We start from the raw sequence: 14,019 nt of genomic DNA, 5'->3' as shown, positions 1-14,019 counted from the left end.
TGGAGACGCGGTTGAGCATCAATCCCTTCGAAGACGGCGGGGGCTGCTTTTTCGTCTTGGTTAACGACGAGGAGCAACAGCAGATGATCGGCGGCCGGAAATGACTGATCTACGTGGATCACAGGGGACGGGTGACAGCTTCGCGATAGTCGGGTATGCCGCGCGCCTTCCGGGCGCCGCCGACGCCGACGAGTTCTGGGAGGTGCTGGCCGAAGGCCGGGATGCGCTCTCGGAGGTGCCACCGGACCGCTGGGACGTCGACCAGTTCTATGACCCGGACCCCGACGCGCCCGGAAAGATCGTCAGCCGCCGGGCCGGGTTCATCGACGACGTAACGGGATTCGACGCGCCGTTCTTCGGCCTGTCCAACCGGGAAACCATGCTGATCGACCCGCAGCACCGGATCCTGCTGGAGACGGCGTGGCAGGCGGTCGAGCACTCGGGAACCGCCCCGTCGGCACTGGCCAACACCAAGACCGGTGTGTTCATGGGTCTGGGCACCCACGACTATCTGGGCCTGATCTCCGAACAGCTGAGTTACGAGGAGATCGAGGCCTACGTAGCGATCGGGACGTCGTCCGCCGCGGGAGCGGGCCGCATCAGCTACGGGCTGGGGCTGCAGGGCCCGGCGGTGTCCGTCGACACGGCGTGCAGCTCGTCGCTGGTGGCCGTCCATCAGGCGTGCCAGGCGCTGCGCTTCGGAGAATGTGACCTGGCTTTGGCCGGCGGCGTGAACGTCCTGCTCAGCGCGAAGACCGCGATGACCTTCTCGCACGCGCACATGCTGGCCCCGGACGGGAAGTGCAAGACCTTCGACGCGTCCGCCGACGGCTATGTGCGCGGCGAGGGCGCCGGTGTCGTCGTGGTGAAGCGCCTCGAGGACGCCATCCGGGACGGCGACCGGATCCGGGCCGTGATCCGCGGCAGCGCGGTCAACCAGGATGGCGCGTCGGGCGGATTGACGGTGCCCAACGGCGTTGCCCAGCAGCGGGTGATCGCCGAGGCGCTGCAGTGCGCCGGCGTCGCACCCGGCGACGTGGGATACCTCGAGGCGCACGGGACCGGCACCTCGCTTGGTGATCCGATCGAAGTCCAGGCCGCCGGTGCGGCGTTGGGCAAGGGCCGCGACGCCGACCGGCCGCTGCTGATCGGGTCGGTGAAGACCAACATCGGGCACCTGGAGGCGGCCGCCGGAATCGCGGGCCTGATCAAGGTGATCCTGTCGCTCGAGCACGAGGTGCTGCCGAAGCACTTGAACTTCAGCAAGCCATCGCCGCACATTCCCTGGGATCGGCTTCCGGTGCGGGTGGTGGAGGAGGCACAGCCCTGGCCACGCGACGGGCGGCCCCGCATCGCCGGGGTCAGCTCGTTCGGGTTCTCCGGGACGAACTCGCACATCATCATCGAGGAAGCTCCCGAGCCAGCCCCGGTTGCAACCGCGGCGCCGTCGGACGACCGGCGCTTCAGCCTGTTGCCCCTCTCGGCGCGCAATCCCGCCGCGTTGGCGGCGCTCGCCAAGGCCTACGCCGATTGGCTGGGCGCCCACCCGGACGCCTCGTTGGCCGACGTCTGCTTGACCGCCGGGGCCGGGCGATCACACTTCGAGCACCGGGCCGCCCTGGTGGTGAATTCGACGGACTCCGCGCGTGAGCAGCTGGCCGCGCTGGCCGACGATCGCCCGGCGCCGGGCCTGCTGCGCGGTGATTGCACCGACCGGCCGAAGACGGCGTGGTTGTTCACCGGGCAGGGCAGCCAGTACGCCGGCATGGCGCGGGAGCTCTTCGAGACCGAGCCGGTGTTCGCCGAGACGATGACCCGGTGCGCGGCGGCGGTCGCCGACGTCCTCGAAAGACCTTTGCTTGACGTGATTTTCGACCCGGACGGTGACGACGCCCTGCGGCAGACCAGTTACGCCCAGCCCGCCTTGTTCGCGGTGGAGATGGGCCTGGCCCGCCTCTGGCAGTCCTGGGGCTTCGAACCGGACGTGGTGATCGGCCACAGCGTCGGCCAATACACCGCGGCCTGCGTGGCCGGCGTGTTCGGGCTCGAGGACGGAATGCTGCTGATGGCCGAGCGCGGCCGCCTGTTCGGCAGCCTGCCCGACGGCGGCCGGATGGTCGCCGTCTTCGCCGCCCCCGAGCGGGTGGAAAGCATGACCGACGAGTTCCCGAGCCTGTCGGTGGCCGCCTACAACGGCGCCAACACCGTGCTGTCGGGACCCGTGCAGGATCTCGACCAGGCGGTGGCCGGCTTGGAAGCCGACGGTGTGCGCTGCGACTGGCTGGACACCAGCCACGCCTTCCACTCGGCGCTGCTCGATCCGGTCCTCGACGAATTCGAGGCGTACGCGAACCGATTCGAGTTCGGCGCGCCCCAAAAGACGTTGGTGTGCAACCGCACCGGCGCGGCCCTGGGCAGGAGCGCGAAACTGGACGGCGCGTACTGGCGCCGCCACGCGCGGCAGCCGGTGGAGTTCGCCAAGAGTGTGCGCACGCTTTCCGAACTGCACTGCACGATGCTGCTGGAGATCGGCCCGCAACCGATCCTCACCGCGGCGGCCATGCGTGCGTGGCCGGACCCGGCGACCGCGCCGCGGGCGATCGCGTCGATGCGGAAGAACATCGCCGATCACCGCCAGATCACCGAAGCGCTCGCCAACGCCTACATCGTCGGGCACCGGCCGGACTTCGCCGCGTTGGCGCCGGTGACCGCGCGCAAGCTCGACCTGCCCACCTATCCGTTCCAGCACCGCGAGTACTGGTTCCGTGAGCAGCGGGCCGCGGCCACCCAGACCGCCAGCCAGCCGTCGGCCGTGCGGACCCAGGCCGTCGGGCTCCTGGAGGACGGCCGGATCGAGGAGCTCGCGGCGCTGCTGGGCGGCGGGAACACCGATCCGCAGACCGTCGATGTGCTGAGACAGCTTGCGGCAGAACACAACCAGCAGCGCAACGCCCAGTCCATCACGGACTCCCGCTACGAGATCCGCTGGGAGAAGTCCGCCGCCAAGGCCGCCGCGGCGGCCGGCGATGGCTCGTCGTGGCTGCTCGTCAGCGACGACGCCGCGGCGGTCCAGCCGTTGGTCGACGCGCTGACCGCGCGCGGGCACCGGGCCCGAATCGTGGGACTGCCGGTATCCGACGCCGACGCCGAGCGGCTGCAGGGCGTGTTGCGCGACGCGGTAGCGGACGAACCGGCGCTGCGCATCCTGCATCTCGCGGCCCTCGGATCGGACCCGTCACCGTCGACGCAATCGCTGTTGCGGATGCAACACCAGATCCTGAGCGGAATGCGGCGACTCTTCTGCGCCGCGGCCGCCGCCGACCTGCGCGCACCGATCTGGCTGATAACCCGTGGCGCGCAACGGGTCACCGACGCGGACAAGGTGTCACCGGCGCAGTCCTGCCTGTGGGGCTTCGGTCGCGCCGCGGCGCTGGAACATCCCCGACTGTGGGGCGGACTGGCGGATCTGGCCGGCAGCGGTGCCGACCAGTGGTCCGCGCTGATCGACCAGCTGGTGTCGGCGCCGGCGGGTGAAGACCAAATCGCGCTTCGGGACAACGCGGTCTACGCCCCGCGGCTGACCCGACGCTCGGGTCAGCCGGCCGCGACGCCGCTGGCGCTGCGCGAGGACGCAACGTATCTGGTGACCGGCGGGCTCGGCGCGATCGGGCTGGAAGTCGCCGAATACCTGGCCGCGCACGGCGCCCGGCATGTGGTGCTGACCAGCCGCCGCGCACCCAGCGAGGCCGCGCAACAACGCATCGACGCGATCCGCGAGCAGACCGGCGCCGAAGTCCGGGTCATCACGGCCGACGTGGCCAACCCACACCACGTCGCCCACGTGCTGGCCACCTTGCGGGCCGACCTGCCGCCGCTGGCCGGGATCGTTCATGCCGCGGGCGAGATCAGCACCACCCCGCTGCAAGCCCTGGATGACGCCGAGGTAGATCGGGTTTTCGCCGGGAAGGTTTGGGGCGCTTGGAATTTGAGCGAAGCCACCACCGACCTGAAGCTGGACTTCTTCCTCAGCACCTCCTCGATCGCCGGGGTCTGGGGCGCCGGCGGCCAGACCGCTTACAGCGCGGCCAACGCCTTCCTCGACGGGCTGGCCTGGCGCCTCCGTGAGCAGGGTGTGCCCGGGGTCAGTGTCAACTTCGGCCCGTGGTCGAACGCCGGCATGGCCGACGAGGCCGCCCGCGCGGAACTGGACAAGCGTGGCGTCCGGCCGTTGTCGCCCGCCGATGCCTTGGCGGGGATGGCGGAGCTGATGGCGTCTTCCGGCAAGGGCGCGGCACACGGCGTGGTGGCCCGGATCGACTGGGCCAAGTTCCTGCCGCTCTACCAGATGGCGGGGAAGCGAGCGTTCTTCACGCAGTTGCAGCGTGAGGTGCCCGAGTCGGAACAGGGACCGTCGTCGGCGTCGGGGTCCACCCAGTTGGTCGACCGGCTCACCGCCGCCCCGGTGCAGCAGCGCAAGAAGCTCGTCGTGGACTATCTGCGCGACGCCGTCGCGGAGGTGACCCGCATCGACCCCGCGGAAGTCCGCGAGGAGGCCGGGCTTTTCGACCTCGGCATGGATTCACTGATGGCCGTCGAACTGCGGCGCCGGCTCGAGCGAGCGGTGGGCGCGGAGCTGCCGTCGACGCTGGCGATGGACTACCCGCGCATCACCGACGTCGCCAACTTCCTGGTCAACGACGTCCTCAGCTTGGACGCCCCGGCGCCGGCGGCCGCGCCGGCGCAGCCTTCGCCGGCCGCGGCCGCGGTGACGGCGCGCACCGACGAGCCGATCGCCATCGTCGCGGTGGCCTGCCGCTTCCCGGGCGCGCCGGATCCCGAGGCGTACTGGGACCTGCTGTCCGGCGGCGTCGACGCGATCCGGGAGATCCCGGACGACCGCTTCGACGTCGACGAGTACTACGACCCGGATCCCGAGGCACCGGGCAAGATCTACACCCGCTACGGCGGATACCTGGAAAGCATCGACGGATTCGATCCGGAGTTCTTCGGCATCTCCCCGCGCGAGGCCGTGTGGATGGATCCCCAGCAGCGGTTGATGCTCGAGATCGCGTGGGAGGGCCTGGAGCGTGCCGGGTACGCGCCCGCGGGGCTGCGCGGCAGTCGAACCGGCGTGTTCGTGGGCGTGGCCGCCAACGAGTATTCGCAGCTGCTGAACGCCAACTCGGTCGACACCATCGAGGCCCACTTCATCACCGGCAACGCGCTCAACGTCATCGCGGGCCGCGTCGCGTTCGCGCTCGGGCTGGAAGGGCCGGCCATGGCGGTGGACACCGCGTGCAGCGCCTCGCTGGTGGCGGTCCATCAGGCCTGCCAGGCCCTGCATTCGGGTGACTGCGACATGGCGCTGGCCGGCGGGGTGAATGTCTTGGTGAGCCCGGCGTCCATCGTCGCCACCTCGCGCGCCAGAATGCTTGCCGCCGACGGCCGTTGCAAGACGTTCGACGCGGCCGCGAACGGGTACGCGCGCAGCGAAGGCTGCGGGATCCTGGTGCTCAAACGGCTGAGCGACGCCGAGCGCGACGGCGACCAGATTTGCGCCGTCATCCGGGGCAGCGCGGTCAACCAGGACGGCGCGTCCAGCGGGTTGACGGTGCCCAACGGTGGTGCGCAGCAACGGCTTATCGCCGCGACGCTGGCTCGCGCCGGTGTCGAGGGCCGCGAGGTCGACTACCTCGAGGCGCACGGCACGGGCACCTCGCTCGGCGACCCGATCGAGGTCCAGGCGGCCGCGGCCGTCTACGGCGCCGGCCGTGACCCGAACCAGCCGCTGCTGATCGGATCGGCGAAGACCAACATCGGCCACCTCGAATCGGCGGCCGGGATCGCCGGCCTGATCAAGGTCGTGTTGTCGCTGCAGCACGAAGTCCTGCCGCAGAACCTGCACTTCGAGAACCCGTCGCCGAACATCCCGTGGGACTCGCTGCCGGTGCGGGTGGTGGACAAGCCGCTGCCGTGGCACGCCAACGGCCGGCCGCGCCGCGCCGGGACGAGTTCCTTCGGGTTCTCCGGCACCAACGCGCACGTCCTCATCGAGGAGGCGCCGCCGAAATCCGATGTCCCCGAGGAATCTTCGGCGGGCGACGTCGCGCCCGACGTCACCGCGGCGGCCGAGCAGGCCGCCGGACACGAACCGGTCGGCGTGCTGCCCCTGTCGGCGCGGTCACCGCAGGCACTGGTGTCGTTGGCGCAGCGGTACGGGGCCTGGCTGGACGAACACCCCGAGGCCGACATCACCGACGTGTGCTACACGGCCGCGGTGGGGCGTTCGCACTTCGAACACCGGGCCGCGCTGGTGGTGGACTCGGTTCAGGCAGCCCGCGATCTGCTGGCCGGGCTGGCCGAGAACCGGCTGGGGCCGGGTGCGGTGCGCGGCGAGTGCGGTGACCCGCCGAAGACGGCGTGGCTGTTCACCGGGCAGGGCAGCCAGTACTCGGGTATGGCGCGCGAGTTGTTCGACACCGAGCCGGTTTTCGCCGACACCGTGAAGCAATGCGCGGCGGCGATCGACGGGATGCTGCCGCGCCCGTTGCTCGAGGTGATGTTCGACGACGACGCGGGAGACACCCTGCGGCACACCTCGTTCGCCCAGCCGGCGCTGTTCGCCGTCGAAATGGGCCTGGCCCGGCTGTGGCAGTCCTGGGGCATCGAGCCCGACGTGGTGCTGGGTCACAGCGTGGGCCAGTACGCGGCGGCCTGCGTGGCCGGCGTGTTCAGCCTCGAGGACGGGGCCCGGCTGATGGCCGAGCGTGGCCGGCTGTTCGGGAACCTGCCCGAGGGTGGGCGGATGGTGGCGGTTTTCGCCGACGCGCAGCAGGTGGAACGCATCGCCGACGAATTTCCGCACATCTCGGTCGCCGCTTACAACGGCCCCAACACCGTGCTGTCGGGTCCGGCGGGCGATCTGGAACAGATCGTCGCCAGGCTCAGCGGCGACGGCACCCGCTGCACCTGGCTGGAAACCAGTCACGCCTTCCACTCGGAGTTGCTGGAGCCGGCGCTCGACGAATTCGAGTCGTTCGCAAACGGTTTCGAGTTCGCCGTTCCGACCCTGCCCCTGGTGTGCAACCGCACCGGCGCGGTGATCACCGCGGAGACCCCGCTGGACGCACAGTATTGGCGGCGGCACTCCCGCCAGCCGGTGCAGTTCGCCGAAAGCGTGCAAACCGTGGCGGCGCTGGGCTGCTCGGTGTTGATGGAGATCGGTCCGCAACCGGTCTTGACCGGGGCCGCGGTCCAGGCCTGGCCGGAATCCTCGGCCACCCCGCGTTCCGTCGTGTCGCTGCGCAAGGGCGTCGACGCCTGGCAGCAGATGGCGGAAGCGCTGGCCGCGGTGTATGTCGCGGGCCACCGGCCCGATTTCGCCGCGCTGTACCACCGGCCGCATCGCACGGTCGAATTGCCCACCTATCCATTCCAGCGCCGTCGCTTCTGGCCCAAGACCGCCGACGTCGCGATCGACGGCGCCGTCGCATCCGGAATCCTGGGTAGCGCAAAGGATCTCGCGTCTGGCGACTCGGTCTACACCAGCAGGTGGTCCGTCAAGTCGCAGCCGTGGCTGTCCGATCACGTCATCTATGGCACCGTCGTCGTTCCGGGCGCGACGTACGCGGCGATGGCCATCGCCGCGGTCGGGGCGCCGGCCCAGGTGCGCGACGTCTTCTTCTACGAACCGATCATCCTGCCGGACAAGAACTCCCGGGAGGTGCAGCTGACCGTGCATCCCCTCGAGGACGGGAGCGGCTGGACCTTCCAGGTGCACAGCCGCCCGTACGGCGATCGCGACGCCGAGTGGGCGTTGAACGCCGACGGTCGGATCGTCGGCGGCGACGGTGACGCTGCGGACGAGCCCGCGCTGGAGCCGACGGAATCCATCGACGCCGCGTGCGAGCGGCTGGGGCGCACGCGCCCGCAGCAGCTGTTCGACACCTTCGCCGACATGGAGCTGACCTGGGGTCCGACCTGGTCCACGTCGCTCAAATCGCTGTGGGCCGGCGACGGCGAGGCGGTCGGCGACATCGCGATCGGCGAGGAGCTTGCCGAGCAGCTCGGGAGCGAGCCCATCCACCCGGTGCTGCTCGACCTGTGCACGGGAATCGCCTTCCCGGCCTTGGAGGCCGCGCTCTCGGCGACCGAGGACGGCCAGGGCCTGAGCGACCTGTTCCTGCCGCTGCGGTACGGGCGGGTGGTGCTGCACGACAAGATGCCACGGCGGTTCTACTGCCGCGCGCGGTGGCAGAGTGGCGGCCTGGACAGCGAAACGCAGGCCTTCGACCTCGATTTCGTGGATCGCGACGGTCGCCAGCTGGGCGAGATTCGCGACTTCACGGTCAAACGCGCGCCGCGGGAGGCGCTGCTGCGCGGGCTCGGCGGCGATGCCACCCGCAACCTGTACACCCTCGGCTGGGAGGAAGTGCCGGCGCCGGCGTCGGACGGCGCCGACAAGAGCGGCGACGGCACCTGGCTGATCGCCGGGTTCGACGGGCTGGCGGCCGAGGTGCCGGGCGCAGTCTCGGTGGACAGTGCGGTCGATCCCGAGCAATGGAGGCGGCTGCTCAATGAGGCGCAGGAGCGCGGCGCCCCGGTCTCCGGCGTCGTCTGGCGCAGCCCCGGACGGCCCGAGACGGAAGAAACCGGCCCCGAATTTGCCACCCGGCTCGAGACCGAGATCGACGAGCTGCTCACGGTGGTGCGCACGCTGCTGGCGCAGCAAGACCTGAAGCTCACCGGCGGGCTGTGGATCGTCACCGAACGCGCGGTGGCGACCGAATCCGGCGAGCCGGTGGACTCGGCACAGGCGGCGCTGTGGGGCTTCGGGCGCACCGTGATCACCGAGCAGCCGAGCCTGCGCTGCCGGCTGGTCGACTGCGACGGTGCCGAGGATGCCGGGCGCGCGCTGGCGGGCCTGCTCGGCACACCCAATGACGAGCCCGAACTCGCACTGCGCCAAGGAAAGTATTTCGTGCCGCGGCTGCTGCCGTGGGCGCGCGACGGCCATCTCGAGGTACCGCGCTCCAGCGATTACCTCCTGGATGTGACCGAGCGCGGCGCGATCGACAATCTTCGTCTGTCCGAGATCCACGTCCCGCCGCCGGGCGCGGGCGAGGTGCAGATCCGGGTGGAGGCCGCCGGCCTCAACTTCCGGGATGTGCTCAACGTGCTCGGCCTGTATCCGGGCGACCCGGGACGGATCGGCGGCGGTGACCTCTCCGGCGTTGTCACCGAGTTGGGTTCCGGCGTCACCGGTTTCGAGGTCGGCCAGCGCGTCTTCGGCTTCATGCCGGGGTCGTTCACCACCCGGGTCAACGTGCCAGCCCAGTTCCTGGCGGCCGTGCCGAGCGGGGTGAGCGCCGTGGGAGCGGCGACCATCCCCGCCGGGGCGCTGACGACGCGGCTGGCGTTCGACTGGGCGCAGGTCGGGCCCGGTGATCGGGTGCTGATCCACGCCGCCAGCGGTGGCGTCGGTCTGGCCGCGATCCAGATAGCCCAGCAGCGCGGTGCGACCGTGTTCGCCACCGCCAGCGCGTACAAGCGCGCGACGCTGCGCAAGATGGGCGTGCAGCACATCTACGACTCGCGCAGCACGGATTTCGCGGACCAGATCCTGGCCGACACCGGCGGTGCCGGGGTCGACGTGGTGCTCAACAGCCTCACGAACGAGGGCTTCATCGAAGCGACCGTGCGGGCGACCGCGCAGGGCGGCCGGTTCGCCGAGATCGCCAAGCGGGACATCTGGACGCGCGAGCAGATGGCGGCGGCCCGTCCCGACATCGCCTACGAGATCATCGCGCTGGACTGGTGCATCGAAAACGAACCCGAGCGGACCGGGAACTTGCTGGCCGAACTGGCGGACAGCATGGCCGCCGGCGAACTGACGCCGCTCGCGGCCGAGGTCTACCCGGTGACGGAGGCCAAGACCGCGTTCCGGCGCATGCAGCAGGCCCGGCACATCGGCAAGATCGTGCTGCAGATGCCGCAACCGCTGCAGCCGCGCGGGGACCGCAGCTACCTGATCACCGGTGGCGTCGGTGCGCTCGGCCTGCACACGGCGGCCCATCTGGCCCAGCTCGGCGCCGGTGACATCGTGCTGACCAGCCGTCGCGCCCCCGATGCGGACGCACAGCTGGCCATCGACGACATCACCGAGCGCTACCGGAGCCGCATCCACGTCTTCACGGCCGACGTCGGCGACGAGCCGGAGGTCGAAAAGTTGTTGGAGCGGATCCGGGCTGAGTTGCCGCCGCTGGCGGGGGTGGCGCACCTGGCGGGCGTCCTCGAGGACGCGCTACTGCCGCAGCAGAGCCTCGAAGGGTTCCGCAAGGCGCTGGCGCCCAAGGCCTTCGGCGGCTGCCACCTGCATCGGCTCACGAAGAACGACGACCTCGATTTCTTCATCGTCTACTCGTCGGCCTCCAGCGTGATCGGTTCGCCCGGCCAGGCCAACTACGCGACCGCCAACGCGCTGCTCGACGGGCTCGTTGCGGAGCGCAGGGCCCAAGGGCTGCCGGCGACGGCGATCAACTGGGGTCCGTGGGCCAAGGGCGGCATGGCCACCTCGCACGCCGCGCGCGCCAACCTCAGCGCGCAGGGCCTGATCCCGCTGGAACCCTCGGCGGCCCTCACCGCGCTCGACGAGATCCTCGCCCACGGAACCGGGCAGGCGACCGTCATCAAGGCCAACTGGCAGCGCGCCGCGAAGGGGCTGGGCGCCTCCCGCCCGGCGATGCTCGACCACGTGCTGCCGAGCGCTGTCACGGCCACCCGCGGCGACAGCGAGTTGTTGCGGCAACTGCACGAGGTGCCCGAAGCGGAGCGCGGCAGCTTCCTGACCGAATACCTGCGGTACGAAGTCCAGAATTTCCTGAGGCTCGCGCAGCCGCCGGCGGCAACCAGCCGGTTCCTGGAGCTGGGCACCGACTCACTGATGGCGGTCGAATTCAGCAACCGGTTGCTTCCGCAATTCGGCGGCGCGTTCACGATCAGCGCCACCGCGGTATTCGACTATCCGACCATCGGGTCGCTGGCCGAGTACCTGGCCGGTCAGGTGCCGGAATCGGATAAGGCGGATTCGGTGGGATTGGCCGAGCCCACGTAATCATCTCCCGGAAGTCAACGAAGGGTCGCTAATCAAGAGGCCGATAACGTTCCGTTGCGCCTCGCCAGAAGGTCAAAACTAGACGGGAGCACGCGGGACGTGGCCATTGCAGGGGAGTGCGCCGACCCACCCAAGGTCAGAAGGCGGATTCTCGTCACCGGCGCGCCCCGATCGGGCACGACCTGGACCGGCCGAATGATCGCCCACGCGCCGGGAATGGGCTATATTCACGAGCCCTTCACTCCGGAAAACGGCGATTTGTGCGGCTTCGCCAATCCCATTAGGGCGAAATTCCAGTACATAACGGACGAGAATTCTCACCGATTCTCGAGATATCTTAATGATCTGGTTGATTTCAAATACCCGGTGCGAACAAATCTCCTGCACTCCAGGAGCGTGCGCGAAGCGGGACGAAGTCTATTGGCCTTTGCCAATCTTTCCACGCACCGGATAAGGAAAGACACGGCGGTCATGAAAGATCCGCACGCCCTATTTTCCGCGCCCTGGTTGGCCCGCCAATTCGACATGAACGTGGTGGTCATGATCCGGCATCCCGCGGCGCTGTGCTCCAGCCTGAAGATTCTGAATTGGAAATTCGACTTCAACCACTTCCTGCGTCAGCCGCAGCTCATGCGCGAAACCAGGCTGGCGGACTTCGAATCGGAGATTCGTTATTTCGCCGAGCATGAGCAGGAAATCGTCCCGGTAGGCGCCCTGCTATGGAACTGCATATACGCGGTGATCGACGAGTACCGCACGCGCCATCCGGGGTGGCTGTTTCTCAAGCACGAAGAATTGTCCATGGACCCGGTGGGTAGTTTTCGGAAAGTCTATGCGACGCTCGGCCTGGAATTCACGGCCGGCGTCCGTACCGCCATCGAGTCAAGCTCGGGGGAACAGAACCCTTCGGAACCGCAGCGGGGCGACGAATTCAGCATCAGACGCAACAGCAGAGTGAATGTCTCGAACTGGAAGAGCCGGCTCAACGACCGCGAAATTCTCACCGTCAAAGAGCGAACAAGCGAGGTATCGACGCTCTTCTATTCAGACCTCGAGTGGTGATGTCTTCCGGAGGCTAGCCGGCTTCGGTGCGCAGTTGGGATCTCAGGATCCGGTACTCCAACAGGCCGGCCCGCATCTGCTCGTAGATGGCGGAGCCCGGCAGAGCGAGGAAATTCGCGACGCGGGCATTTCCGTCGCCGTAGACCTGGGCCCAGGTGTCACTGGCCTGGTCGCGCGAGGCCAGCACGTTCGCCGTAATGTCCCGGTCGTTTTCGGTGACGAAGCCCGAGCGCTTCAACCGCATCCGCACCTGGTCCCAGTCCTCGGGGCTCAAGAAGTCGGTGTGTAGGAACCATCCGCCGGGTCGGCTGATCCTGCGCACCTCACCCAGGAATTTCGGCAGGTTGCCGTACGAGTGCGAGGACTCGATGTTGACGATGGCATCGCACGACGCGTCGGGTAGGGGGACATTCAATGCGTCGCCGACCATGAAGTTGATCGGGCGTTTGACGTGCGTCTTGCTGCAGAAAGCGATGGCTTCGGAGGACATGTCGATGCCGATCACCTGGGCGTTGAACTTCTCCGCCACCAGTGCGGCGTTGCCGCCGCGGCCACATCCGATTTCGACGACGGTGCGGTCGTTGAGGTCTACGGACCCGATGACTTCGAACACCAGCCGGACCGAGTTGGCGTTGAAGGTTCCCGGGCGAATGGTGAACGCGGATTCGTCGTCGGTTCCCATCGGGGCGTAGCCGTAATTGAGGAAGAACGATGAATCGGCGACCCCCGCGTCCTCGAGGCGGCGGCTGAGCAAATTATAAAAGCTTTTCCACCCGACGGCGGTCGTGGACAGCAGGTCGTCAGCGAGGTGCTCCGACATTGCGACCGATGAATTATCCTTCGATTCAACCTGCGCCGAAGATTCGCTATGGCTGTCCATTTATTTCGCCCCAACCAGCTCTAATTTGTGGATATTTTGATTCCGAATACACTGTTCGCGCCGCTCAATCACGTTGGATGCTACACGACCGGCTCGCGTCTGGTGAGGGCTCAACCCGGACCCGTTAACCTCATAAATTCATCTGGTCCGGACGCCTCCAATTCGCCCCGGCCGGCGCCGCCGGCTCATCGGTCAGGTCGCCGCGGCAAGGCTGCTTTCGCCGTCCGAAGGGCACCCGAGGGGACGCGGGCGTTGCCCGGTAGCCGGCACGGCCCGCCGAGACGACGCGCGGCGGTTTCCGCCACCTAATACATATCGTGTGCGGGCGGCGCCGAGCGAGGGTCCCGGTGCCTCGCGCGGGCAGGGCGGTGCGGCCCGAAGGCGAAACCGGTTCCCGGTTACTTTGACCCCCCGACGGATCTCCCGGTGTCGTTCCGGGCCGGGGCCATGGCGACGACGGAGGCCACCGCGTCGGCTCGTCGCACTTTCTCGCCAGTCGTTGCAGGTCGCGGCAGGGGTGCGTGGACCGATGCCGCGCCGCAGACCACCGATAGGGAACCGGCCCGTAAAACCGTACCATTAGTTTGTCTAGGCAAGATTCCGGATGTGATGGCGTTAGTAGATCCCGGCCGCCGCAAATTCCACGAAGGCTTAGACAACCTCTGTGGGCCTCCAGTATGGTTTAGAACTTGTTATACCCATGTCCAGTTAGACGGTCTGGAGACGCGGTGAGCACTAATCCGTTCGACGACGACGACGGCAGTTTTTTCGTCTTGGTCAACGACGAGGAACAACACAGCCTGTGGCCGGCGTTCGCCGATGTGCCGGCCGGCTGGCGGGTGGTGTACGGCGAAGCGGACCGCGCAGCGTGCCTGGACTACATCGAACAGAACTGGACCGATATACGGCCGAAAACTCTGCGCGAAAGGTTAGCGGCGGGACAGGGGTTTGATAGGTAATCCGG

At 68.3% G+C, this 14,019-nt stretch carries 5 protein-coding genes; 4 read left to right on the top strand and 1 reads right to left on the bottom strand.

Going from position 1 to position 14,019, the window contains the following annotated elements; all coding sequences use genetic code 11:
* The first annotated feature begins 11 nt into the window (after positions 1-11).
* From AC5Y4S_RS26205 to AC5Y4S_RS26195, 3 genes are all read left to right on the top strand, one after another.
* Positions 12-104: an MbtH family NRPS accessory protein gene (locus tag AC5Y4S_RS26205; protein ID WP_197519270.1), complete on the top strand. Its 93-nt coding sequence runs from the start codon at positions 12-14 to the stop codon at positions 102-104.
* Complete coding sequence (locus AC5Y4S_RS26200; protein WP_500035484.1) at positions 101-11,113, top strand: type I polyketide synthase; 11,013 nt, start codon at positions 101-103, stop codon at positions 11,111-11,113. The genes AC5Y4S_RS26205 and AC5Y4S_RS26200 overlap by 4 nt, the downstream gene beginning before the upstream one ends.
* A 99-nt stretch (positions 11,114-11,212) precedes the next feature.
* Complete coding sequence (locus AC5Y4S_RS26195) at positions 11,213-12,175, top strand: sulfotransferase (protein WP_500035483.1); 963 nt, start codon at positions 11,213-11,215, stop codon at positions 12,173-12,175.
* A gap of 13 nt (positions 12,176-12,188) precedes the next feature.
* Here the strand turns inward: AC5Y4S_RS26195 and AC5Y4S_RS26190 are convergent, their stop codons facing one another.
* Entirely contained in the window at positions 12,189-12,995 is an 807-nt protein-coding gene (locus AC5Y4S_RS26190; RefSeq protein ID WP_500035482.1) for a class I SAM-dependent methyltransferase, read from the bottom strand.
* A 788-nt stretch (positions 12,996-13,783) separates the two neighbouring features.
* Between AC5Y4S_RS26190 and AC5Y4S_RS26185 the strand changes: the two genes are divergently transcribed.
* Positions 13,784-14,014, top strand: coding sequence for an MbtH family protein (locus AC5Y4S_RS26185; protein WP_067160589.1), 231 nt, complete (start codon positions 13,784-13,786; stop codon positions 14,012-14,014).
* Positions 14,015-14,019 lie beyond the last annotated feature (5 nt).

It is taken from the genome of Mycobacterium sp. NGS64 (assembly GCF_059812245.1).
Note: the sequence above shows the minus strand (reverse complement) of the source record. Positions and strands in the feature narration are given on the sequence as shown.

Excerpts from the sequence above, each read along its gene's own strand:
- AC5Y4S_RS26200 (WP_500035484.1), top strand. The coding sequence starts at position 101 with ATGACTGATCTACGTGGATCACAGGGGACGGGTGACAGCTTCGCGATA.
- AC5Y4S_RS26190 (WP_500035482.1), bottom strand. The coding sequence starts at position 12,995 with ATGTCGGAGCACCTCGCTGACGACCTGCTGTCCACGACCGCCGTCGGG.